We start from the raw sequence: 24027 nt of genomic DNA on the forward strand, positions 1-24027 counted from the left end.
ACAAACCCCGCACAAATGTTGCGGGGTTTTTTGTATCTGAATACGGCAAAAATTAACTAACGAACGGTGACGTTCCATGGAGAAGCGAGATGTCTAACAGAGTCATAATATTTGATACTACCTTGCGTGATGGTGAGCAGGCGTTAGCCGCAAGTTTGTCGGTCAAAGAAAAACTACAGATCGCTATGGCGCTGGAACGTCTCGGTGTGGATGTGATGGAAGTGGGTTTTCCGGTTTCTTCACCCGGTGATTTTGAGTCAGTGCAGACCATAGCGCGTACCATTAAAAATAGCCGCGTTTGTGCCTTATCCCGTGCATTGGAAAAGGACATCGATGCCGCGGCGCAGGCCTTGTCTGTCGCAGATCAATTCCGTATCCATACGTTTATCTCGACCTCAACGATTCACGTTGAGAGCAAGTTGAAGCGTTCTTTCGATCAAGTGTTAGAGATGGCGGTGGGCGCAGTGAAGTATGCCCGCCGTTTTACTGATGACGTGGAGTTTTCCTGTGAGGATGCGGGGCGTACGCCCATCGATAATCTATGTCGCATGGTAGAGGCCGCCATTCTTGCTGGCGCGCGCACCATTAATATTCCCGATACGGTCGGTTACACAGTACCAAGCGAGTTTGGCAATATCATTCAGACTTTGTTTAATCGGGTGCCGAATATCGACCAAGCGGTGATCTCAGTGCATTGCCACGATGACTTAGGTTTATCTGTGGCTAACTCGATTACCGCTGTACAGCACGGTGCGCGTCAAATTGAATGTACCATCAATGGCATAGGTGAGCGTGCGGGTAACTGTTCACTGGAAGAGATCGCGATGATCTTAGCGACGCGTAAGGGAATGTTAGGGCTAGAAACAGGCATTAATGCTAAAGAAATTCACCGTACTTCTAATTTGGTCAGCCAGTTATGCAATATGCCAGTGCAGGCGAACAAAGCAATTGTCGGTGCTAATGCTTTTACTCATTCGTCAGGTATCCATCAGGATGGCATGTTAAAAGCACAAAATACCTATGAAATCATGACGCCAGAAAGCATAGGTTTGAATCGCAATAACTTGAATATGACCTCTCGCTCGGGTCGCCATGTGATCAAGCATCGCATGGAAGAAATGGGCTATAGCGAGCACGATTACAATATGGATACTCTGTATGAAGAGTTTCTAAAATTGGCAGATAAAAAAGGCCAAGTATTTGATTATGATTTAGAAGCCTTAGCCTTTATGGAAGCGCAGGCCGAAGAAGACAATCACTATCAATTGCAGCAATTAGTGGTGCAGTCTGACTCAACTGAAGGCGTTGCTACGGCGACTGTGCGTATCGAAGTGGGCGGCGAAATTAAAACCGAAGCCGCAACGGGTAATGGTCCTGTTGATGCTGCCTATAACGCGATTGCCCGCGCAACCGATCGTCGAATCGATATCATCAGCTACAAGCTAGGCGCTAAGGGCGTAGGTCAAAATGCATTAGGCCAAGTGGACATTACCGCGGTTTACCACGAGCAGAACTTTCACGGCGTAGGTTTAGCGACCGATGTGGTCGAAGCCTCGGCGCGCGCTTTAGTGCATGTGATGAACTTAACGTGCCGCGCAGACAAGGTCGCCGATTACAAACAAAGCATGCAAAAAAATCGAGAGCTAGGCGGCGTCTAGTCGCTAAAAGCATCCAAAGAATAGCAAGGTCGAGCATAAAGCATTTACATTTAAAGGAGTTGGCTGGCGTATGAGTTATCAAATAGCAGTATTAGCAGGGGATGGGATCGGTCCTGAAGTGATGGCAGAGGCGCGTAAAGTGCTGCGTGAAGTGGAAGCGCGATTCGATTTAAATATCGAATACACTGAATATGATGTTGGCGGTATTGCCATTGATAACCACGGTTGTCCCTTACCCGATGCCACGCTAAAGGGCTGTGAAGCGGCCGATGCGATCCTATTTGGCTCGGTAGGCGGCCCTAAGTGGGAAAAGTTACCGCCAAATGAGCAACCTGAGCGCGGTGCACTACTGCCCTTGCGTGGTCACTTCGAACTGTTTTGTAATCTGCGCCCAGCTAAATTGCATGATGGCTTAGAACATATGTCACCGCTGCGTAGCGATATCTCTGCCCGTGGATTTGATGTCTTATGTGTACGCGAGTTAACTGGCGGCATTTATTTTGGTAAGCCAAAGGGTCGTCAAGGTGAAGGCGAAAATGAAGAAGCCTTCGATACCATGCGTTATAGCCGTCGCGAAATTAGCCGTATCGCCCGCATAGCCTTTGAAGCCGCCCGTGGTCGCCGTAAAAAAGTGACCTCAGTGGATAAAGCCAACGTGCTCGCCTGTTCAGTGTTATGGCGCCAAGTGGTTGAAGAAGTCGCGGTAGATTTCCCCGATGTCGAGCTTGAACACATCTATATCGATAATGCGACCATGCAGTTGCTACGTCGTCCCGATGAGTTCGATGTGATGCTATGTTCTAACCTGTTCGGCGATATTTTATCCGACGAAATCGCCATGTTAACGGGCTCTATGGGCTTGTTGTCATCGGCGAGCATGAACAGCACTGGCTTTGGTTTATTCGAACCTGCGGGTGGCAGTGCGCCGGATATCGCAGGTAAAGGCATTGCAAACCCTATCGCCCAAATTCTGTCGGCGGCATTAATGCTGCGCCACAGCTTAAAGCAAGAAGAAGCCGCCTGTGCGATTGAACGCGCCGTAAGCAAAGCATTAAATTCTGGCTACTTAACTGGTGAGCTATTGAGCAGCGACAAGCGTAGCCAAGCTAAATCAACCGCCGAGATGGGTGACTTTATCGCCAATGCTATAAAGGAAGGTGTGTAATGACGACTGTGCCAAAAAACGCGGTGGCAAAAACGCTGTATCAAAAAGTATGGGATGCCCACGTTGTAGCGACTCCTGAAGGTGAAGCGCCGATCATTTATGTCGACAGACATTTAGTCCATGAAGTGACTTCTCCCCAAGCATTCAGTGGCTTAAAAGTGGCGGGCCGCAAACTGCGTGCACCGGAAAAAACCTTTGCTACTATGGATCACAATACTTCGACCCGTAGCGCCAGCTTGGATGCCCTAAGCCCAATGGCGCGCACACAGGTTGAAACCTTAGCGCAAAACTGTAAAGACTTTGGCGTGCGTTTATACGACATTCATCATCCTAATCAAGGGATTGTGCATGTGATGGGCCCTGAGTTGGGTATTACCTTGCCGGGCACTGTGATTGTCTGTGGTGATTCCCATACCGCGACCCATGGCGCCTTTGGCGCATTGGCGTTTGGCATTGGCACATCGGAAGTTGAGCATGTTTTAGCAACCCAAACCCTGCGTCAGTTAAAAGCTAAGACCATGAAGATTGAAGTGCGTGGTCATGTTAGCGATGGCGTGACCGCCAAAGATATCGTACTCGCTATTATTGGCAAAATCGGTATGGATGGCGGCACGGGTTATGTGGTGGAGTTCTGTGGTGAGGCGATTGAAGCCCTGTCGATGGAAGGCCGAATGACAGTGTGCAACATGGCGATCGAGATGGGCGCTAAGGCGGGCATGGTCGCGCCGGATCAAACAACTTTCGACTATTTAGCAGGCCGTGAGTTTGCACCCAAGGGCGAAGATTGGGCAGAGGCTGTCGCTTACTGGCAAGCCATAAAAACCGATGATGGCGCCGTATTTGATGCTGTCGTTGAATTAGATGCCGCTGATATCGCACCGCAATTGACTTGGGGCACTAACCCCGGCCAAGTCGTAGCGATCGATGGTAAAGTGCCTAATCCTCTTGATGAAGCCAACCCAAGCACCCGTGCCAGTATGGAGAAGGCTTTAGAATACATTGGCCTGAGTGCGGGCACGCCGATGACAGACATCAGTATCAACAAGGTATTTATCGGCTCTTGCACTAACTCACGGATTGAAGATTTACGCAGCGCCGCCGTACATGCTAAAGGCCGCAAAGTCGCGAGTGGCGTCACCGCGATTGTCGTACCTGGTTCTGGTCAAGTGAAAGCCCAAGCCGAAGCCGAAGGCTTAGATAAAATCTTTATCGAAGCGGGATTTGAGTGGCGTTTACCGGGTTGCTCTATGTGTTTAGCGATGAACGATGACAGATTAGAAGCGGGTGATCGCTGCGCTTCGACCAGTAATCGTAATTTCGAAGGTCGCCAAGGCCGCGGCAGTCGCACCCATTTAGTGAGCCCTGCAATGGCCGCCGCCGCTGCGGTGGCTGGGCATTTTGTCGATATTCGTAAACCTTACTAATTACCGTAAACCCAAGAGGAGAAGTTAATGCAACCTTTTACGACCCATACCGGGCTTGCGGTCATGATCGACAGCACCAATATCGATACGGATCAGATCATTCCGAAACAGTTTTTGTCTAAAGTGACGCGCGATGGTTTTGGCGTGCACTTATTTCATGACTGGCGTTATTTAGATGATGCGGGCGATGTGCCCAATCCTGAGTTTTCATTGAACCAGCCTCGTTATAAAGGCGCTTCAATTCTTGTGTCGCAGGAAAACTTTGGTTGTGGTTCAAGCCGCGAACATGCGCCTTGGGCGCTGGCGGACTTTGGTTTGCGCGCCATTATAGCGCCGAGTTTTGCCGACATTTTTTACGGCAACTCAATCAATAATGGCCTATTGCCTGTGGCGTTAACCCATGCGCAGGTGCGTCAGTTGATGGATGAAGTGGCGGCAGAAGAAGGTGCGCAAATCACGGTCGATCTCACAAGCTGTAAAGTGATTTCACCGTCAGGTGCCGAGTTTAGTTTTACGCTGGCAGAGTCGGCGAGACATAAGTTACTCAATGGGTTAGATGCCATTGGGCTGACCTTGTCCCATGCTGCGCAAATCAGTCAGTACGAAACCCAAATCCAAGGCTGGCGGAGTTAAAATTTCAGCGAACACTTGTACCTATGATGATGCAATAATAAAATGCCTTGACGAAAGTCTAGGCGTTTTTGTTAGCACATTTGTTGAGCCTTAATTTAAGTGCATGTATTAAATTGATAATTTATTTATTTGTTATTATGGATGTCTAATTTTAAAAAGAGGTAGTGATTTGTGCTGATATTGCCAATGAATAATGATAAACGCTTGTGCTGTTGTTGTTTTTTGCTATCTATTTGTTTGTATTCAATTATTTTATTTTTGTTGCATTTTTGGAACTACATTGAGCGAACGTGTCTAGCCAATTTGTTAGTTGTTTTTGATCTGAAAAGTGATTTTTATCACTAAAAATTTTAATCGAGCAAGTGTTTGTAGTTTTTTTATCTGTTTTATTTCCTCTGGTTGCAAACATCTTCTGCATAAGTAAACTGCAGCGCATTCAATCTGGAGTGTTTACTCTATTTTGCCTGAATGCCGTAGTACTTATTTAAGTAGTACAGATAACAATAAGATAATTAGAGAATGATAATGAAAAAACGTCTTCTGACTTTGGCTGTCACTGCAGCCTTGTTAAGTTCAACGACTCAACTCCATGCCGCTGGTTTCCAATTGGCCGAATATTCTTCTACAGGTTTAGGCCGCGCCTTTGCAGGGGAAGCTGCTATGGCGGATAACGCCTCTGCCCAAGGTCGAAATCCTGCCATGCTCACTTATTTAGAAGGACGTCAGCTTTCTGCGGGTGGTATTTATGTGATGCCAAACGTCGATGTGAAAGGTGATGTGAGCCTAAGCTCGCCGTTACTGGGGCCAGATCCCGTTAAAATGCAAGGCGGTGATGCTCTGGATGTGGCCGATAGCGCGTTGGTGCCAAACTTTTATTATTCAAATCAGTTAAATGATCAATGGACTTGGGGCCTAGCGGTAAACTCTAACTATGGCCTCGCCACAGAATTACCTGCAACCCACGCCGCGGCCATTTTTGGTAATAAGACCTCGGTAACGACCGTTGAGTTTAATCCTAATGTTGCTTATCGCATCAATGATGCAGTCAGTGTAGGCGGTGGTGTGCGAATCGTTTATGGTGAAGGTGAAATTGGTGCTTCATTACCCGGTTGGGTCGATGGTATTAAACCGAGTTTACCTGCGCAAGTGGCTGCCATGTTGCCCCCAGGCGGTACTGAGCTGAAGAGTATGAAGGGTGATGATATTGGCTATGGCTGGCAGTTAGGCGCAAGCTGGCAGATTACCCCCGCTCACCGTTTAGGTTTGGCTTACCATAGCGGCGTTAAGCTAGATCTTGATGGTCATGCTTCAGGTGTGATTTATACGGGTGGCCAAGATGTGTCTATCGAAGGTTATTTACCGCTTGAATTACCCGCATTTGCAGAAATTGCATCCCACCATCAACTGACCGATAACTGGGCCATGCATGCGAGTGTGAACTGGACCGATTGGAGTGTATTTGATCAGTTAGTGGCGTATTTCCCCGGCGAGGTTAAACCTAAGGGTGACTTAGAGTCTGATTTAGTGAAAGAAGAACACTTTGAAGATAACTGGCGTTTCGCGCTGGGAACGACCTACCAAGTGAATAATGCTTGGTTAGTGCGTGCCGGTGTCGCTTTAGATAAAACGGCGGCAACAGATGAGTGGCGTACCACTACAATTCCTGACTCTGACCGTTTGTGGTTCTCTGTGGGCGCAGGTTATCAGGCTTCCAAAAATCTGAATGTTGATTTTGCAGTGACGTATATCAAAGCGACAGGCGATGCGCCCATCAACGAACAGCAAAATCTATTAAACTTAGCGACAGTTAACTTTAACGGCGAAGCGAGCGGCAATGTATGGCTTGCGGGTATTCAAATGAGCTACAAGATGTAAGTTCGGTATGTTAAAAAAAGCCCTGAATCTTCAGGGCTTTTTTATGGCTAGAATAAAGTTCGTCGGGTTAGCTTACTGGTCACGGCGGAAAATTCCGAATATATTCACTGCATAAGTAGTAAGTCATTTCGATTCTCGCTGATATAAATGTCGACAGAGGATCCTGATAGGATAGTAGCGTGCAGAAAAAATACGTGGTGGCCTTAGATCAAGGCACGACAAGCTCAAGGGCGATAGTGTTCGATCACGACGCAAACATTGTCAGCGTGTCCCAGCGGGAATTTACCCAGTTGTATCCTAATCCAGGTTGGGTCGAGCATGATCCCATGGAGATTTGGGCAAGCCAAAGTTCAGTGTTAGTTGAAGCGCTGGCGCGTGCGGGTATTCACAGCGATGAAGTGGCGGCCATTGGCATAACCAATCAGCGGGAAACCACCGTTATTTGGGAGAAGGCCACAGGTAAACCTATTTATAACGCGATTGTGTGGCAGTGCCGTCGCAGCGCTGAGATTTGTGAGCAACTCAAAGCTCAAGGGTTAGAAGAATATGTGCGTGAGAATACCGGTTTATTACTCGACCCTTATTTTTCAGGCACTAAGATCAAATGGATTTTAGATAATGTGCCCAATGCCCGTGAGCAAGCCGATCGTGGTGAGTTGTTGTTCGGCACTATCGATACTTGGCTCGTGTGGAAGTTAACCGAGGGCAAGGTGCATGTCACCGATCCCACCAATGCTGCCCGCACGTTGCTATTCAATATCCATAGCCTGACTTGGGATAATAAGTTACTCGAAGCCTTAGATATTCCCTTGTCTATGTTGCCTGACGTTAAACCCTCCTGCAGCGTGTATGGCACCACACGGATTGCCGGTGAAGGCAGTGAAATCCAAGTTGCAGGAATGGCGGGCGATCAACAGGCTGCGCTTTTTGGTCAGTTATGTGTCGAGCCCGGCATGGCGAAGAATACTTACGGCACTGGTTGTTTTTTGTTGATGAATACTGGGACCAAAGCGGTGCGCTCAAACCATGGCTTATTGACTACAGTTGCCGTGGGGCCTAAGGGTGAAGTGAACTATGCCCTCGAAGGTTCAGTTTTTATGGGCGGCGCGACCATTCAATGGTTGCGGGATGAACTCGGGCTTATTCGCGATGCCAGTGATACCGAATACTTTGCCTCTAAGGTCGCCGATACTAATGGCGTATATCTGGTACCCGCTTTTGTGGGACTCGGTGCGCCCTATTGGGATCCCAATGCCCGTGGTGCGCTATTTGGTCTGACACGCGGGGCGAATCGTAATCATATTATTCGGGCGGCGTTAGAATCTATCGCTTACCAGAGTAAAGATTTACTCGATGCCATGATCAAAGACAGTGGCGTCAGCCTTAAGCGTTTAAAAGTGGATGGTGGCGCGGTCGCTAATGATTTTTTGATGCAATTTCAAGCCGACATTACCGATGTCGAAGTGTTAAGGCCAAGCGTTTGTGAGACAACCGCTTTGGGCGCGGCATTTTTAGCTGGGTTGGCCGTGGGCTTTTGGGAGAGTGTGATAGAGCTTGAGCACAAAGCCTGCATCGATAAGCATTTTATCCCTAATATCGATGCCCAGACTCGAGTGCAGCTATATGCAGGTTGGCAGGATGCGGTGGCCAGAACTCGAACATAACTCATTGAATTTTAGCATGCTTAGATTTGGTGTATTGTTTGGTTGTTGCTAAGAAAAAGGCGCTAATCCTGTGGATTGCGCCTTTTTCTTTTTGTGTAATAAGAATTTATACTTCAACATCAATAATATGTTGAGTCTGTGGTTTTTTAATTTCAGCACTATCATCAGTGACTTCAAGTACAGCGCCTTCTTTTAACTCTTTAGCTTTATCTGATGCGCGCCGTTTTTTGTTCTTATTGGTTTCAGACTCTTTGCGCCTATCTCTGACTTTGGCATCTCGGCGCTCTAGCGTCGGAGGCAATTGTGACTGCGGTGCTTCATGGCTATCAGGGGCATTTGCTGTGGCACTATGCACTTGGTCGACGACCCGTTTAGGGTTCAATACGGCTTTTACTGGCTGTGCCAGCATGGCATAAATGCTATCCAATCCACTCATAACGCCTCCTTAGTTCTATCTATCTTAACCTTATATCGGCAGAGGTTGGTTAATATTTAGACTATATGTGATGTTATTCTTCAAAACGCTATCTACACATTGAAGCAACTATTTGCTGCTGATGGGTGATTAAAGGTCATTTTATTAGTCGATTGCCTTATTACTAAATAGAGATAAATACTCAAATTCATCTTTCAACTACCTGAAAGCTAAAGGTTGCTGCTTTTTTCAACTCTATTTATTCCTATGCTTTCCATCGTTTAGCTAATTTGGGTGCGATATTTTGTCAAAACTTTGTCACTAAGCCATAGGCATGACATGCTGCTAACCCGCTTGCCGACTGGCTTTATAAAAGGATTCCATCCCTTGACAATGCTTGTCTACTGTCCCTAAACTTAGCAGTTGTGGGAAATAGTGGATATTTGTGGATCAAAAATCACAGGATGGGATGAATTAGCGTGTTTCGTGGAGCCAGTGCTATCAACTTAGATACAAAGGGACGGATCGCTATTCCAGTGCGATACCGCGAACCTTTGCAGCTTGAGCACCAAGGCCGCATCGTGATTACCGTTGATATTCAATCCGCCTGTTTACTCTTGTATCCAATCCATGAATGGGAATTGATTGAAGCAAAATTATTGAAGCTTTCCGATACCGATAAGACCCAAAGATCTTTAAAACGGCTGTTATTGGGTTATGCCCACGAAGTGGAGCTTGACGGTAACGGGCGAATATTACTGCCACCACCATTGAGGCAATACGCCAATTTAGATAAGCGCATTATGCTGGTGGGACAACTGAATAAGTTTGAGCTGTGGGATGAGCAAGCTTGGCTGCAGCAAATTGATGAATGTCAGGAAACTATTCGAAGTGAGGAGCTTGCTAATAACGAGCGCCTGGCAGATTTTTCACTCTAACGAGTCGCGCTAATTATATTAAGAAGAGAGTATGAGTCAGGAATTTGCCCATTTATCCGTTCTGTTAGCAGAAACGGTTGGCGGTTTAAACATCAAAGACGATGGCATCTATATCGATGGCACGTTTGGCCGCGGTGGTCATTCAAGACAGATATTGCAGCGGCTCGGTGACAATGGTCGATTGATTGCAATTGATCGCGATCCCCAAGCGATTGAGGCGGCAAAACAATTTAGTGATGATCCGCGCTTTCAAATTGTGCATGGCGGTTTTGGCCAATTAGCCGATTACGTCGAAGATCTTGGGCTTGTGGGCAAAATTGATGGCGTATTACTCGATTTAGGTGTGTCATCACCTCAACTTGACGATGCCGAGCGCGGTTTTAGCTTTTTGCGAGATGGCCCACTCGATATGCGGATGGACAACAGCCAAGGCCAAACAGCCGCACAATGGTTGGCTCACGCTGAAATTGAAGATATGGCTTGGGTATTTAAAACCTATGGTGAGGAAAAAAACGCCCGTCATATCGCCCGTTGTATTGCTGCTGACCGTGACAAAACGCCATTTTTACGCACTAAAGATTTGGCCGATTTAATTGCGCGTATCACGAAGAATAAAGAACGCAATAAGCACCCAGCAACCCGAGTGTTTCAGGCGATACGTATCTATATCAACAGTGAATTAGACCAAATTGATCAGGCGCTTGAAGGGGCATTAGCTGTACTCGCTCCCCAAGGGCGATTATCCATCATTAGCTTTCATTCCTTAGAAGATCGTATCGTGAAGCGTTTTATCCGTCGTCATAGCCAAGGTGAGAGTGTGCCGTACGGTTTGCCGATCACTGAAGATCAAATTAATAAGTCGCGTAAATTACGCGCCATTGGTAAGGCGATTATGCCATCCGATGAGGAAATTGAACGCAATGCCAGGGCTCGCAGCTCAGTATTACGCATTGCCGAGCGTTTAGATTACTAAGGGGCGAACTGTGAGTAAGCCCTCATTAAATTTACCACGAGTGGTACTACATGATTTGTGGTCACACAAATGGATTTTGTTACTGGCTTTACTCGTGCTCAGTAACGCGGTTGTTGTTGTTTATATCAGCCACGCTAGCCGTAATCTCGCGACACAATGGGATCAACTGTTACAGGAACGGGATAGGCTGGATATTGAATGGCGCAATTTATTGTTGGAAGAACAAACGCAGACAGAGCATAGCCGTATTACGCGTATTGCATCGAAAGAACTCAACATGAGTCGCCCGTTACCCAGCGAAGAAATTGTGGTAAAGGTGCCGTGAGTATAGGGAAGATATGATTAGGCAAGCAAAAACCAAACAGGCGAGTAAAAAGCAAAAACCGCAACTTATCCATTGGCGTTTATACGTGGTGGTTGGGTTTGTGTTTGCGCTATTTTCGAGCTTGGTGGGGCGGGCTGCTTATATTCAAATTATCGAGCCAGATAAGTTACGCCATGAAAGTGATATGCGTACTCTGCGTACCACGAGCCGTGAGGTTCAGCGAGGGTTAATCACAGATCGAAATGGTGATATGCTTGCCGTGAGCGTGCCAGTGCGTGCGGTTTGGGCCGATCCAAAGCAAGTTAATGACAGCAATAGTTTTGCCGATATGCGCCGCTGGCAAGCGTTGGCCGATGTGTTACATGAACCGTTAGCAGATGTGCTAGATAGAGTTCGTAGTAACCCCACTAAACGCTTTACCTATCTTAAACGTCAAGTCACCCCCGCAGTGGCGGATTACATTACTCAGCTGAAGTTACCTGGGGTGTTTTTAAAATCAGAATCCCGCCGTTATTATCCAGGTGGTGAAATTACCGCTCAGCTTATTGGTATCACTAACATTGATGATGTTGGGATTGAAGGCGTTGAAAATGCCTACAATAGTTGGTTGACAGGCACGCCATCCAAACAAAAGGTGCGCAAGTCGCGTGATGGTCATGTCGTTGAGCACCTCGATATAGTACAAGAAGGCGAGAGTCCAAATGATCTTGTACTGAGTATTGATCATCGTATTCAGCAGTTAGCCTACCGTGAGCTTAAACGTACTACAGAGATGAACCAAGCCACCTCTGGCTCGATTGTCGTACTGGACATCCATACGGGTGAAGTGCTTGCCATGGTAAACACCCCCTCTTATAACCCCAATTCTCGCGATAATCTGCAAACCTTCAGAATGCGTAATCGCGCTATGACAGACACTTTTGAACCGGGGTCGACGATTAAACCTTTTGTCGTGGCGGCGGCGCTTGAGGCTGGCACTGTTAAGGCAACGGATATTATCCCGACTTCTCCAGGTTGGATGCGTTTAGGTGGGCGTCAAGTACGTGACCCTAATAATTATGGTGATATGAGCCTTGCGCGTATTCTGGCGAAATCCAGTAACGTAGGGATCAGTAAGTTAGCCCTGTCCATTCCGGTACAACAACTGCTAGGTACTTATCAGTCCATGGGGTTAGGTAGTTTTTCGGGGATTAATCTTACGGGTGAAAGTGCGGGTCTTATTCAGGATCGTCATCGTTGGTCTGACTTTGAGCGTGCAACGCTTTCTTTTGGTTATGGTTTAACGGCAACAACGCTACAACTTGCGCGTATGTATGCCACTTTAGGCAATGGCGGTACTTTGTATCCAGTGTCGATTTTAAAATTGAAAAAACCACCTGAAGGTGAGCGAGTTATCTCAGCTAAGGTTGCCCGCGATGTATTACAGATGCTGGTGACTGTGACTGAAAAAGGTGGCACAGGCACCTTAGCGCATATTGATGGTTATCCTGTCGCGGGTAAATCTGGGACGAGTCGTAAAGCCGTTGCAGGTGGCTATGGTGATGATTATGTTGCGTTATTTGCGGGCGTTGCGCCAGCGAATAATCCCAAGTTAGCCATAGTTGTTGTGGTCAACGAGCCTAAGGGTGATTTGTATTATGGTGGTTCAGTGGCAGGGCCGGCATTTGCCAAGGTAATGTCTGGCGCACTGCAAATGTTAAATGTCGAACCTATTTCCGATAAAGAACAGGTGCAATTGGCCGGAATTGCAGGGAGAGCAGAATGATGTTGCTACGGGACCTGTTAGCGCCTTGGTTTATATATTCGGGTGATCAGTCTTTCAATGAGTTGACCTTAGATAGCCGCGCAATACGCCGCGGCGATGTGTTTTTGGCGTTGCCAGGGTATAGGGTCGATGGCAGACAGTTTATTGATAAAGCCTTAGATTTAGGTGCCGCAGGCGTATTAGTTCACACGGATGATGCTGACCAACATGGCAAAGTGTTGCTTGGCGATAATGCTGAGCGTGGTGTGCAGATTTATTTTTTCCAATTAAATCGTCAGGTATCAGCGATAGCAGCCCAGCGTTATCCCTTAGCGCACCAGTTTGCCGTTACGCCATCCCTTGGCATTATCGGCATTACCGGCACCAATGGTAAAACCTCAACTAGTCAACTCATTGCACAGCTAGTGACGTCATTGAGGCGAAAAGCTGCTGTTATGGGTACATTGGGAAATGGCCTATGGGGTGAACTAGTTGATAGCGGTAATACCACTGCCGATGCGATTACCCTAATGCGTCAGTTGCATGAATTTGAAGCCCAAGGCGCGAGCGTTTGTGCTATGGAAGTGTCGAGCCACGGGCTAGTGCAAGGCCGCGTCGATGCAGTACCATTCGATGTCGCCGTGTTCACTAACTTAACGCGCGATCACCTCGATTACCACGGCGACATGGAAAGCTATGCCACCGCTAAGCAGAGCCTATTTCGTTTCAGTACCTTAGGTCACGGTTTATTGAATCTCGATGACCCCGTTGGTGCATCTTGGTTGATTGAGCTTAAAGACATGGCTGCACAGATCTGGGGCTTTAGTATCGAAGGCCACCAAGCCGCCGCTTTTTATACCAAAAATACTCAGTTTGACGATCAAGGCGTAAGTACAACTTTAGTGTGGCCCGAGGGCGAAACTCAAATTCACTCACCACTTCTTGGTGCCTTTAATCTCTCTAATTTACTCGCGGCGTTATCGGCCTTGTATCTGCAAGGTTTTGATATGGAAGCCTTAGCCGAGCAAGTGCAATATTTAACGCCTGTTGCGGGTCGTATGGAGCGTTTTACTACGGCGGATAACATCACCTTAGTCGTCGATTATGCACATACACCCGATGCGATAGAGCAGGCATTAACGGCCTTGCGCCGCCATTGTGCGGGGGATTTATGGTGCGTGTTTGGTTGCGGTGGAGACCGCGATAAGGGCAAGCGCCCTTTGATGGGGCGTGCCGCTGAGCAATATGCAGACCGTATTATGGTGACCAGTGATAATGCACGCAGCGAAGATCCTGCACAAATTATTAGCGATATTATCCAAGGGCTTGTCACTCCAGAACGAGCATTGACTCAGGTTGACCGTATCACAGCAATTAAAGACGTTGTGGGATTGGCTAAATCTGGCGATCTGATCTTACTTGCGGGCAAAGGCCACGAAACTTACCAAGAGGCGGCAGGCGTGCGTCATAACTATGATGAACGCGCTTTGGCACGCCAGTTAGCGGAGCAATCAAAATGATCCCTCTTTCACTCGAAGTGCTAAGTCAACATTTAGGTGCGCATCGAGTCGGTAACGACGTTACCATCCAAGATTTAAGCAGTGATAGCCGCAAAGTCGGCGACGCAACCCTATTTGTCGCTTTAAAAGGTGAGCGTTTCGATGGCCATGATTTCGCAGCAACCGCTATTGAGAATGGCGCCGCAGCATTAATGGTTGAACGTGAGCTCGCTCTGAATATTCCACAACTGATAGTGACAGATTGTCAAAAAGCGATGGGCGCGATAGGAGCTTATGTCCGTGACCAAATTAATCCCATTTGTGTGGCGTTGACGGGTTCAAACGGCAAGACCAGCGTAAAAGAAATGATCGCCACTATTTTGTCGGCTAAATACCAAGTGCTTTACACCGCGGGTAATTTTAATAATGAGATCGGTGTGCCCTTAACCTTGCTGCGCTTAACGCCTGCGGATGAGTATGGGGTGTTTGAGCTGGGCGCTAATCATAAAGGTGAGATTGATTACACCTCTGGGCTAGTCCGTCCAAATGTGGCGTTAGTCAATAATGTTGGCAGTGCCCATTTAGAAGGATTTGGCTCGCAAGCGGGTGTTGCCCAAGCTAAATCGGAAATTTTTAACCATCTGCAGGCCGACGGTACTGCAATTATCAATGCTGATGATGCTTTCGCCGATGTGATGAGTGTTAAAGCAAGACCTTATAAACAATTGCATTTCTCTCAACAAGAGGGCGCAGCAAAGCGTCGTATTGACGTTATTGCTACAGGACATAAAGCAGATGCCGATGGCTGTTATCGTTTTATGCTCAACTACTTAGGTGAATCTTGTGACGTTAAGTTACCGCTGGCGGGGCGTCATCAGGTCAGTAATGCGTTAGCTGCAGCAAGCGTATGTATTGCACTGGGATTAAGTTTGACTGATATCGCCCATGGCCTAAGCCAATTAACGCCTGTAAAGGGGCGTATGCAGCCGAGTCAATTAGGACGAATTCGTTTAATCGACGATAGCTATAATGCAAATCCTGTATCTGTTGGCGCCGCTATCGCTTGGTTAAAGGAAATTTCTGAAAATCGCTGTTTGGTACTGGGAGATTTGGGCGAATTAGGCGACAATGCGCCCCTTTTACACGCCGAACTCGGACAACTGGCCAAACAGCAGGGGATTGATGCGCTGTTTTGTACAGGAGCGTTGAGTCAGCATACGAGCCAAGCTTTTGGGGCGGAGCACCATGAGAGCGTGGCTGTGTTAGTAGAAAAATTGATAAAGCACATTAACCAGTTGCCGGGACAGGTGACGGTTTTAGTCAAAGGTTCACGTAGCGCCGCTATGGAGCGGGTCGTGGATGGCCTAACAGTAGCCTTCGGGCGTGGGGAGTTAGTGTAAATGCTGGTATATCTGGCTGAGTATTTAACCCGTTTTTATACTGGGTTTAACGTGTTTTCCTATGTGACCTTTCGAGCCATTTTAGGCTTATTAACCGCGTTGATTTTTAGTTTATGGTGGGGACCAAAACTTATCGAACGCTTGCAATTATTGCAAATTGGTCAGGTTGTGCGTAACGATGGTCCAGAGTCACATTTTAGTAAGCGTGGCACGCCGACTATGGGTGGCTTACTGATATTGGCCGCTATTTTCATTAGCGTATTGCTATGGGGCGATCTTGGTAGCCGCTATGTGTGGGTGATGCTGTTTGTACTGGGCAGTTTTGGTCTGATCGGTTTTATCGACGATTACCGTAAAGTGGTACGTAAAGACACTAAAGGCTTGATTGCGCGTTGGAAATATATTCTGCAATCCTTAGCTGCATTGTTAATCGCCTTCTTTTTATATGCAACCGCAGCTAACCCGGGTGAAACCCAGTTAGTGGTTCCTTTCTTTAAGGATGTGATGCCACAGCTTGGCGGCGTGTTTATCGTGTTGGCGTATTTCACTATTGTGGGTTCGAGCAATGCGGTGAACTTAACTGATGGTTTGGATGGTTTGGCGATTATGCCGACTGTGATGGTTGCCGCCGCATTTGCGTTAATTGCGTATCTATCTGGTCATGTGCAGTTTGCAAATTATCTGCATATTCCACATTTGCCAGGTTCTGGTGAACTCGTGATTGTGTGTACTGCCATTGTTGGTGCTGGCTTAGGTTTTTTGTGGTTTAACACTTACCCAGCACAAGTGTTTATGGGGGATGTTGGCTCATTATCGCTAGGTGCTGCTTTAGGTGCTATCGCTGTGCTTGTACGCCAAGAAATTCTACTTGTCATTATGGGCGGTGTGTTTGTGATGGAAACGGTGTCTGTGATCCTACAGGTGGGTTCCTATAAATTACGCGGGCAACGAATTTTCCGTATGGCACCTATTCATCATCATTATGAATTGAAAGGTTGGCCTGAACCTCGAGTGATAGTGCGTTTTTGGATTATCTCGATATTCCTCGTTTTGCTCGGTTTAGCCACATTAAAGTTAAGGTAATAGGGTATGCAACGTCAGTATTCACACATAGTGTTAGGTTTGGGCGCAACGGGGTTGTCCGTTGTACGCTATTTGTGTGGAAAGGGCATTACGCCACTGGTGATGGATAGCCGTAGACAACCTCCGGGGGCGGATACTCTTGCGGCCTCTTTCCCTGAAGTACAGTTAATTACGGGTGGTTTTGATTGTCGCTATTTAGTACAAGCCAGCCAAATTATTATTAGCCCAGGCATTGCTCTCGATACCGCTGAAGTGCGTGCAGCGTTAGATATGGGAATAGAGGTCATTGGTGACGTTGAACTTTTTGCCAGAGAAATCGCAGACCGAAAACCCTGCGTGATTGGTATTACTGGCTCTAATGGCAAGTCGACGGTCACAACCTTAGTCGGTGAAATGCTGCGTGAAGCAGGCATGGCTGTCGCTGTGGGGGGCAATATTGGTGTTCCTGCACTAGATCTGCTGAGCGAGAATGCAGAGATTTTTGTGCTTGAGCTGTCGAGCTTCCAACTGGAAACCACTCACAGCTTGAATTGCGTGGCTTCAACTTGCTTGAACGTGACGGAAGATCACATGGACAGATACAGCGATATGGATGCCTATCGCAAAGCAAAGCTGCGTCTGTACCATCAAAGTCGCTCCATCATTTTTAACCGTGATGATGCGCTGACTATACCTACCGAACCTATGAACCAAAACAGCTTTGGTTTAGCGCCGCCAGAGGGCGACGAGTGGGGTATTTGTGATAGTAAGATTTATCATGGTCGCAGCGAAATTATGCCAATTACCGAAGTGTCGCTAATTGGCAGTCATAACCATGCCAACTTACTTGCAGCCATGGCTCTAGTCTATGCCGTGGGTGTAGATAAGCAAGTGATGGCGAAGGTAGCTCGCACCTTTACTGGGCTCTCACACCGCTGTGAAGTGGTTGGGATAAAAGGCGGTGTGACTTATGTGAACGATTCCAAGGCCACCAATGTGGGCGCAACAGTTGCCGCACTTGATGGTTTAAGCGATCACTTAGGCGACATTATTTTAATTGCTGGCGGTGATGGCAAGGGGGCGGATTTCAGCCCGCTGGTTGAGCCACTGAGCAAGGTGACTCATCTGATTACCTTAGGTCGTGATGGCAATAAGATTGCTGCGCTGAAGGAAGGGGCTATTAAAGTCGACTCTATGGCTGCAGCCGTTGCCAAGGCGGCTGCATTAGCCACCTCAGGCGATATCGTTTTATTATCTCCCGCCTGTGCGAGTCTAGATATGTACAGTAACTTTATGGCGCGTGGCGATGATTTCCGCAATCTGGTGGAGCTGCTCGATGGCGAGTGATACAAGGCAATTCAGCCTGTTTGGTCGCTTGCTATCCGCAATGCCAAACTGGCAACGTGATACTGAAGTGCCGGGCGTGCAATTGTACGACCGTGCTTTGTTCACGGCTGTATTGTCTTTAATCGCTTTTGGTTTTGTGATGGTGATGTCGGCATCGATGCCAGAGGCTCAAACGCTAACCGGAAATCCGTTTCACTTTATGACTCGCCATGTGGGTTATTTAATGGGTTGTTTTGTCATTGCGGCTTTCGTGCTACGGGTAGATATGCAAACTTGGCAGCGTTTGAGTCCAATCATGCTGTTAGTTGTCGGTTTGATGTTGGTTGCAGTGTTACTGGTGGGTACCACAGTTAATGGTGCCACGCGCTGGTTATCTATCGGGCCTATTCGTATTCAAGTCGCAGAGTTGGCTAAGTTTGCTTTCTCTGTGTATATGGCAGGTTATCTTGTGCGTCGGCATCAAGAAGTTCGTGAAAATGCGAAGGGTTTCTATAAGCCAATAGCTGTGTTCGCGATTTACGCCATTTTGATCTTAATGCAACCTGACTTAGGTACAGTCGTGGTGCTATTCGTTGGAACAGTGGGGTTATTGTTCCTTGCCGGTGCGCGGTTACTCGATTTCTTTGCACTGATTTTTACTGGGGTTTTAGCCTTCGTTGCGCTGGTATTACTCGAACCTTACCGTATGCGCCGTGTCACCTCATTTATGGATCCTTGGCAAGATCCCTTTGGCAGTGGTTATCAGTTAACCCAATCTTTAATGGCCTATGGCCGTGGCGATTGGTTTGGTCAGGGGTTAGGTAATAGTATTCAAAAATTAGAATATTTGCCCGAAGCCCATACCGACTTTATCTTTGCTGTTATAGGGGAAGAGTTAGGTTTTATCGGCATTATTGCAGTGTTATCCGTGTTGCTGTTTGTGGCATTGAGGGCCATTCGCCTCGGCAATTTATGCCTAGTGATGGACAAAGCCTTCGAAGGTTATCTGGCCTATGCCATCGGCATTTGGATCTGTTTTCAGACCGTCGTTAATGTGGGAGCAAGCATTGGTATGTTACCTACTAAAGGGTTAACACTGCCCTTTGTAAGTTACGGTGGTAGTAGTTTATGGGTCATGACGGCGGCGGCAATGACATTGCTACGCATTGATTATGAACGGCGCATGAGTTTAGTTCAGGCCGTGCAAGGGAGATTGAAGTAATGACCCAAGAGGGTAAACGTATTCTAGTCATGGCAGGTGGTACGGGCGGGCATGTCTTCCCGGCACTAGCGGTGGCCAAGTATTTAGCGCAACAGGGATGGCAAGTCCGTTGGTTGGGCACGGCCGATCGTATGGAAGCGCGTTTAGTACCGCAATACGGATTTGATATTGATTTTATTGATATCAAAGGGGTTCGTGGTAATGGTTTGGTTCGCAAATTGGCTGCCCCTTTTAAAGTGATCCGCTCTATCTTGCAGGCCAAAGCTGTGATAGCGGAATTTAAACCAGATGTCGTGCTAGGCATGGGTGGTTTTGCCAGTGGGCCTGGTGGCGTTGCAGCAAGACTTGCGGGTATTCCGTTAGTGTTGCATGAACAAAATGCGATTCCTGGTATGACGAATAAGTTGCTCTCTCGTATCGCAACTCAAGTGTTATGTGCTTTTAAAAACACCTTTACCACAGTGAAATCCAAGGTAGTGGGCAATCCCATTCGGCGTGAGCTAATCGCGCTAGGCGCTGAGCCAAAACCCCTTGCCGATGATGCTTTAAAAGTGCTTGTGGTGGGTGGAAGCCTAGGCGCCAAAATATTTAACGATTTAATGCCTTCTGTGGTGGCGGCCTTAAGTAAGCAGCAATCTATTACCGTTTGGCATCAGGTAGGTAAAGATAATTTAGCAGGTGTAAAAGCGGCATATCAGCAACAAGGACAAGAGGGTGGGGTCAACATTGCTGAATTTATTGATGATATGGAAGCCGCCTACCGTTGGGCCGATGTGGTGCTATGCCGAGCAGGTGCACTAACAGTATCAGAGCTAGCCGCGGTGGGATTACCGAGTATTTTGGTGCCCTATCCCCATGCGGTGGATGATCACCAAACACGTAACGGTCAAGTATTGGTTGAGGCTGGCGCTGCTTTCCTATTGCCGCAAGCCATCTTGGACGTAGATAAGCTAGTGGGTAAATTACAATTGCTCGCTAATGACAGAACAGAATTAGCCCGTATGGGCCAAAGAGCAAGAGACGTTGCAGTACTGGATGCCACAGAACAAGTTGCAGCCGTGTGCATTAGCCTTGCTGAGAAAGGATAAGCATGACTAAAACAGAAAGATACATACAGCTAAGAAGCATGATCCCCGAAATGCGCCGTATTAAGCGTATTCACTTCGTCGGCATTGGCGGCGCGGGCATGGGCGGGATAGCTGAAGTGTTAGTGAACGAAGGCTATCAGGTGAGTGGTTCGGATATCGCCCAAAATACCGTGACTGACAGATTGTGTTTACTCGGTGCGAAGATCCAAATTGGTCATGCTGCTGACAATGTACAGCAAGTTGATGTTGTTGTGGTTTCGACCGCGATAAACGCTGAAAATCCTGAAATTATCGCCGCTAAAGAGTTACGGATCCCTATCGTTCGCCGTGCCGAAATGCTGGCGGAGTTAATGCGTTATCGCCATGGTGTGGCGATTGCGGGCACCCATGGTAAAACTACCACAACCAGTCTTATTGCCAGTGTCTATGGGCAAGCAGGGCGAGATCCCACTTTTGTTATTGGTGGCTTACTTAATAGCGCAGGTACTAATGCAAGATTGGGCACCAGTCGTTACTTGATTGCCGAAGCTGATGAAAGTGATGCAAGCTTCCTGCATCTGCAGCCTATGGTCAGCGTGGTAACCAATATTGAAGCCGATCATATGGATACCTATGGCGGTGACTTTGAAAAACTGAAATCGACCTTTGTGGATTTTCTGCATAATTTGCCATTCTATGGTGTGGCAGTCGTGTGTATTGATGATCCTGTTGTTCGTGAAATTATGCCGCGTATTGGTCGTCACTTAGTGACTTATGGTTTTAGTGATGACGCTGATGTTCAAGCATTAAACTTTAGCCAGCAAGGCCATCAATGCCGTTTTACGGTAAGACGCAAAGGTAAGGAAGATTTAGATCTGCTGCTTAACCTGCCAGGTCAGCACAATGTGCTAAATGCGCTGGCTGCGATTGCGGTAGCAACCGAAGATGAAATTGATGACAGCGCCCTTATTCAAGCCCTAGCTGAGTTCCAAGGCATTGGTCGTCGTTTCCAGCATTTAGGTAAGTTTGCCACACCTAAGGGTGAAGTGATGTTAGTTGATGACTATGGTCATCACCCAAGTGAAGTGGCTGCAACCATTAAAGCAGCACGAGCAGGCTGGCCAGAAAAACGCTTAGTCATGGCCTATCAGCCCCATCGATATACACGTACCCGTGATTTGTACGAAGACTTTATTGAGGTGTTATCTCAGGTGGATTGCCTGCTGTTACTCGATGTCTACAGTGCAGGCGAGGCACCCATTACCGGTGCCGATGGTCGGGCATTGTGCCGCTCGATTCGTCTTCGCGGCCAGCTTGATCCCATCTTTATTGCCAGCCCAGATCAGCTAGCCGAAGTGCTACCCGATGTGTTGCAGGAGGGGGATTTATTGTTGACCCAAGGTGCGGGTAATATAGGCGCCCTGTCGCGCCAGTTAGCGGTAACAGAATTAGGCTTTGCAAAGGTAGAAATCGCGCAGGTGCCAGCGTGATGTATGGTGTTTGGACTGTGGTTAAAAGGAAATTTTGACCAAAAGGTTTCGCTCTATATAATGGCCGGTTTTCTGTGGTTTTTGGTAAGTGTCGTTAAAGGTGGGATCAAACGTGTCTTGGAGTGATAAGAGGCGGCACTGGTGGGCGAGAATGTCACGGGTCAATTGGTATCTGTGGAGTGGGATTGGCTTTTTAAGTTTAGTGATTGGTAGTTTCGTCTTTGCAGGTTACCAATTACATAAGTTTTTGAATGATGCCAGTACACTGCCGATAGAAGCGGTTGCCATCAAAGGTGAACGGACTTACACCACAGATAGAGATATACAAATAGCACTACAGGATTTGATGCAGCGAAGTTTTTTTAGTGCTGATATCTCCTTAGTACAGCAGGCATTAGAAGCCTTGCCTTGGGTATATCGTGCGTCAGTAAGGCGCGAGTGGCCAGCGAAACTCAGGGTGTATTTGCAAGAACAACAACCCGTCGCCCATTGGAATGGAGCATCGTGGTTAAATGTGCATGGTGAAGTGTTTGAAGCGCCAGCGCGCCCAGAGCTTGAGTATTTGCCACAGCTATCAGGGCCTGATGATATGGGAGTCGAAGTATTAACCGCGTATGCACAGGTTAATTCATTGCTTAAAATTAATGGTTTTACTTTAGCTAGCTTGAATTTAACGCCGCGTCATGCGTGGCACGCGACCCTAGAGAACGGTATCGTTTTAGACTTGGGTCGAGAAGATAAAATTGCTCGGATACAAAGATTTATTACTGTTTATCCTCTTTTGGCAAAACAAGATAAACCGATTGCCAGAGTGGATTTACGCTACGACACAGGGTTGGCCGTAGGCTGGGGCGATGCACAAACAAGAGAACTGATAATTAATGACCAAAAACCAAGATAGAAATCTGATCGTCGGATTGGACATAGGAACCTCTAAGGTCGCAGTGATCATAGGCGAAGTTCTGCCCGATGGCGAAATCAGCATAGTCGGCCTTGGCAATCATCCTTCAAGGGGCATGGATAAAGGTGGCGTTAACGATTTAGACTCCATCGTTCGCAGTGTACAACGTGCGCTCGACCAAGCAGAATTAATGGCAGATTGCCAAGTTTCATCGGTTTACCTGAGCATTTCCGGTAAACATATCGCCTGCCAAAACGAAAACGGCATGGTGTCTATTAACGATGAAGAAGTGACACAGGAAGATGTGGACAATGTGATCCACACTGCGCGCTCGGTCAAGATCCCGACTGAACGTCGGATATTGCACGTACTGCCACAGGAATATGCCATTGATGTCCAAGACGGTATTCGCAGCCCAATCGGCATGTCAGGCATGCGGATGGAAGCCAAGGTACATATAGTGACCTGTGCCAATGATATGGCAAAGAACATCACTAAAAGCGTTGAACGCTGCGGTTTAAAAGTCGATGACTTAGTATTTTCAGGTATTGCTTCAGCCGACGCTGTGCTGACCTTCGATGAGAAAGACTTAGGTGTGTGTATCGTCGATATCGGCGGTGGCACTACCGATATTGCAGTGTATACCAATGGTGCGCTGCGCCACTGTGCGGTCGTGCCCGTTGCGGGTAACCAAGTGACTAACGACATTGCGAAGATTTTTCGCACGCCATCATCGCATGCTGAACAAATTAAAGTGCAATTCGCCTGTGCTCGCAGCTCCATGGTGAGTCGCGAAGACAGTATTGAAGTGCCATCGGTAGGTGGTCGCCCATCGCGCAGTATGTCGCGTCATACGCTGGCCGAAGTGGTGGAGCCAAGATATCAAGAGTTGTTTGAGCTAGTGCTCAAAGAGTTGAAAGACAGTGGTTTAGAAGATCAGATCGCCGCAGGTATTGTGCTAACGGGCGGTACCGCGTCGATTCAAGGTGTGGTGGATATTGCGGAAGCAACTTTTGGCATGCCAGTTCGGGTAGCGTCACCGTTACCGATCAAAGGGTTATATGAATACGTGGATCAGTCCATTTACTCAACGGGAGTTGGGCTGCTTCATTACGGTGCAAGAAGGGTGCTTGAACGTCAATTCGAGCGTCCTGAGCGCCAAGGGGTAACTAGCGCTTGGAATCGGGTCCAAAGCTGGTTTAAGGGCGAATTTTAATTTTCATAACGCAGGCAACACGGAGATCAG

20 protein-coding genes are annotated in these 24027 nt (G+C 47.5%); 19 read left to right on the forward strand and 1 reads right to left on the reverse strand.

The features are described 5' to 3' along the window. Nucleotides 1-89 precede the first annotated feature (89 nt). The 6 genes from leuA (at nt 90) to glpK (ending at nt 8419) form a co-directional block, all read left to right on the forward strand. On the forward strand, nt 90-1658 hold the full coding sequence (leuA, locus tag SPUTW3181_RS01930) for a 2-isopropylmalate synthase (protein WP_011787768.1): 1569 nt from the start codon (nt 90-92) through the stop codon (nt 1656-1658). Between the two features lie 70 nt (nt 1659-1728). Continuing rightward, a complete protein-coding gene (gene leuB, locus SPUTW3181_RS01935; protein WP_011787769.1) occupies nt 1729-2823 on the forward strand; it encodes a 3-isopropylmalate dehydrogenase in 1095 nt (364 codons plus the stop codon). Between the two features lie 23 nt (nt 2824-2846). After that, nucleotides 2847-4247: a 3-isopropylmalate dehydratase large subunit gene (leuC, locus tag SPUTW3181_RS01940; protein ID WP_041408302.1), complete on the forward strand. Its 1401-nt coding sequence runs from the start codon at nt 2847-2849 to the stop codon at nt 4245-4247. Nucleotides 4248-4274: 27 nt separating this feature from the next. Continuing rightward, nucleotides 4275-4880 carry a 3-isopropylmalate dehydratase small subunit gene (leuD, locus tag SPUTW3181_RS01945; protein WP_011787771.1) on the forward strand — a complete coding sequence of 202 codons (606 nt, stop codon included), beginning with the start codon at nt 4275-4277 and terminating at the stop codon, nt 4878-4880. A gap of 525 nt (nt 4881-5405) precedes the next feature. Continuing rightward, complete coding sequence (locus tag SPUTW3181_RS01950; protein ID WP_041407899.1) at nt 5406-6755, forward strand: outer membrane protein transport protein; 1350 nt, start codon at nt 5406-5408, stop codon at nt 6753-6755. Nucleotides 6756-6934: 179 nt separating this feature from the next. After that, nucleotides 6935-8419, forward strand: a complete 1485-nt coding sequence (gene glpK, locus SPUTW3181_RS01955; RefSeq protein ID WP_011787773.1) for a glycerol kinase GlpK — start codon at nt 6935-6937, stop codon at nt 8417-8419. A gap of 106 nt (nt 8420-8525) precedes the next feature. Here the strand turns inward: glpK and SPUTW3181_RS01960 are convergent, their stop codons facing one another. Further along, on the reverse strand, nt 8526-8855 hold the full coding sequence (locus tag SPUTW3181_RS01960; RefSeq protein WP_011787774.1) for a hypothetical protein: 330 nt from the start codon (nt 8853-8855) through the stop codon (nt 8526-8528). Nucleotides 8856-9313: 458 nt separating this feature from the next. Here SPUTW3181_RS01960 and mraZ point away from each other — a divergent pair, with 458 nt between their 5' ends. The 13 genes from mraZ to ftsA all read left to right on the forward strand — a co-directional run bounded on the left by mraZ (nt 9314) and on the right by ftsA (nt 23997). Then, nucleotides 9314-9772 carry a division/cell wall cluster transcriptional repressor MraZ gene (mraZ, locus tag SPUTW3181_RS01965; protein WP_011787775.1) on the forward strand — a complete coding sequence of 153 codons (459 nt, stop codon included), beginning with the start codon at nt 9314-9316 and terminating at the stop codon, nt 9770-9772. A 31-nt stretch (nt 9773-9803) separates the two neighbouring features. Continuing rightward, nucleotides 9804-10745, forward strand: coding sequence for a 16S rRNA (cytosine(1402)-N(4))-methyltransferase RsmH (gene rsmH / locus SPUTW3181_RS01970; protein WP_011787776.1), 942 nt, complete (start codon nt 9804-9806; stop codon nt 10743-10745). A 10-nt stretch (nt 10746-10755) separates the two neighbouring features. Next, a complete protein-coding gene (gene ftsL, locus SPUTW3181_RS01975) occupies nt 10756-11070 on the forward strand; it encodes a cell division protein FtsL (RefSeq protein ID WP_011787777.1) in 315 nt (104 codons plus the stop codon). 13 nt (nt 11071-11083) lie between these two features. Beyond that, nucleotides 11084-12835 (forward strand): peptidoglycan glycosyltransferase FtsI, encoded by a 1752-nt coding sequence (locus tag SPUTW3181_RS01980; protein ID WP_011787778.1) that lies wholly within the window; start codon nt 11084-11086, stop codon nt 12833-12835. Next, nucleotides 12832-14334: a UDP-N-acetylmuramoyl-L-alanyl-D-glutamate--2,6-diaminopimelate ligase gene (gene murE / locus SPUTW3181_RS01985; protein WP_011787779.1), complete on the forward strand. Its 1503-nt coding sequence runs from the start codon at nt 12832-12834 to the stop codon at nt 14332-14334. The genes SPUTW3181_RS01980 and murE overlap by 4 nt, the downstream gene beginning before the upstream one ends. Then, complete coding sequence (locus SPUTW3181_RS01990) at nt 14331-15713, forward strand: UDP-N-acetylmuramoyl-tripeptide--D-alanyl-D-alanine ligase (RefSeq protein ID WP_011787780.1); 1383 nt, start codon at nt 14331-14333, stop codon at nt 15711-15713. Before murE ends, SPUTW3181_RS01990 begins: the two co-directional genes overlap by 4 nt. Further along, nucleotides 15714-16796, forward strand: coding sequence for a phospho-N-acetylmuramoyl-pentapeptide-transferase (gene mraY, locus SPUTW3181_RS01995; RefSeq protein ID WP_011787781.1), 1083 nt, complete (start codon nt 15714-15716; stop codon nt 16794-16796). It abuts the gene before it with no gap. A gap of 6 nt (nt 16797-16802) precedes the next feature. Then, nucleotides 16803-18122, forward strand: coding sequence for a UDP-N-acetylmuramoyl-L-alanine--D-glutamate ligase (gene murD, locus SPUTW3181_RS02000; RefSeq protein ID WP_011787782.1), 1320 nt, complete (start codon nt 16803-16805; stop codon nt 18120-18122). Continuing rightward, nucleotides 18112-19323: a cell division protein FtsW gene (ftsW, locus tag SPUTW3181_RS02005; protein WP_011787783.1), complete on the forward strand. Its 1212-nt coding sequence runs from the start codon at nt 18112-18114 to the stop codon at nt 19321-19323. The genes murD and ftsW overlap by 11 nt, the downstream gene beginning before the upstream one ends. Continuing rightward, on the forward strand, nt 19323-20411 hold the full coding sequence (gene murG / locus SPUTW3181_RS02010) for an undecaprenyldiphospho-muramoylpentapeptide beta-N-acetylglucosaminyltransferase (protein WP_011787784.1): 1089 nt from the start codon (nt 19323-19325) through the stop codon (nt 20409-20411). Before ftsW ends, murG begins: the two co-directional genes overlap by 1 nt. Before the next feature lie 2 nt (nt 20412-20413). Beyond that, nucleotides 20414-21880, forward strand: coding sequence for a UDP-N-acetylmuramate--L-alanine ligase (gene murC, locus SPUTW3181_RS02015; protein WP_011787785.1), 1467 nt, complete (start codon nt 20414-20416; stop codon nt 21878-21880). 151 nt (nt 21881-22031) lie between these two features. After that, complete coding sequence (locus SPUTW3181_RS02020; RefSeq protein ID WP_011787786.1) at nt 22032-22781, forward strand: cell division protein FtsQ/DivIB; 750 nt, start codon at nt 22032-22034, stop codon at nt 22779-22781. Continuing rightward, nucleotides 22762-23997, forward strand: a complete 1236-nt coding sequence (gene ftsA / locus SPUTW3181_RS02025) for a cell division protein FtsA (RefSeq protein WP_011718494.1) — start codon at nt 22762-22764, stop codon at nt 23995-23997. The genes SPUTW3181_RS02020 and ftsA overlap by 20 nt, the downstream gene beginning before the upstream one ends. Nucleotides 23998-24027: the final 30 nt, after the last annotated feature.

Origin of the sequence: Shewanella sp. W3-18-1, assembly GCF_000015185.1 — a bacterium.
GTDB classification, from domain to species: Bacteria; Pseudomonadota; Gammaproteobacteria; order Enterobacterales; family Shewanellaceae; genus Shewanella; species Shewanella putrefaciens.

Bases quoted from the DNA above. Each gene is read 5' to 3' on its own strand.
- leuA (WP_011787768.1), top strand. From the start codon at position 90: ATGTCTAACAGAGTCATAATATTTGATACTACCTTGCGTGATGGTGAG.
- leuB (WP_011787769.1), top strand. From the start codon at position 1,729: ATGAGTTATCAAATAGCAGTATTAGCAGGGGATGGGATCGGTCCTGAA.
- leuD (WP_011787771.1), top strand. From the start codon at position 4,275: ATGCAACCTTTTACGACCCATACCGGGCTTGCGGTCATGATCGACAGC.
- SPUTW3181_RS01950 (WP_041407899.1), top strand. From the start codon at position 5,406: ATGAAAAAACGTCTTCTGACTTTGGCTGTCACTGCAGCCTTGTTAAGT.
- SPUTW3181_RS01960 (WP_011787774.1), bottom strand. From the start codon at position 8,855: ATGAGTGGATTGGATAGCATTTATGCCATGCTGGCACAGCCAGTAAAA.
- rsmH (WP_011787776.1), top strand. From the start codon at position 9,804: ATGAGTCAGGAATTTGCCCATTTATCCGTTCTGTTAGCAGAAACGGTT.
- SPUTW3181_RS01980 (WP_011787778.1), top strand. From the start codon at position 11,084: ATGATTAGGCAAGCAAAAACCAAACAGGCGAGTAAAAAGCAAAAACCG.
- murE (WP_011787779.1), top strand. From the start codon at position 12,832: ATGATGTTGCTACGGGACCTGTTAGCGCCTTGGTTTATATATTCGGGT.
- SPUTW3181_RS01990 (WP_011787780.1), top strand. From the start codon at position 14,331: ATGATCCCTCTTTCACTCGAAGTGCTAAGTCAACATTTAGGTGCGCAT.
- mraY (WP_011787781.1), top strand. From the start codon at position 15,714: ATGCTGGTATATCTGGCTGAGTATTTAACCCGTTTTTATACTGGGTTT.
- murD (WP_011787782.1), top strand. From the start codon at position 16,803: ATGCAACGTCAGTATTCACACATAGTGTTAGGTTTGGGCGCAACGGGG.
- ftsW (WP_011787783.1), top strand. From the start codon at position 18,112: ATGGCGAGTGATACAAGGCAATTCAGCCTGTTTGGTCGCTTGCTATCC.
- murG (WP_011787784.1), top strand. From the start codon at position 19,323: ATGACCCAAGAGGGTAAACGTATTCTAGTCATGGCAGGTGGTACGGGC.
- murC (WP_011787785.1), top strand. From the start codon at position 20,414: ATGACTAAAACAGAAAGATACATACAGCTAAGAAGCATGATCCCCGAA.
- SPUTW3181_RS02020 (WP_011787786.1), top strand. From the start codon at position 22,032: ATGTCACGGGTCAATTGGTATCTGTGGAGTGGGATTGGCTTTTTAAGT.
- ftsA (WP_011718494.1), top strand. From the start codon at position 22,762: ATGACCAAAAACCAAGATAGAAATCTGATCGTCGGATTGGACATAGGA.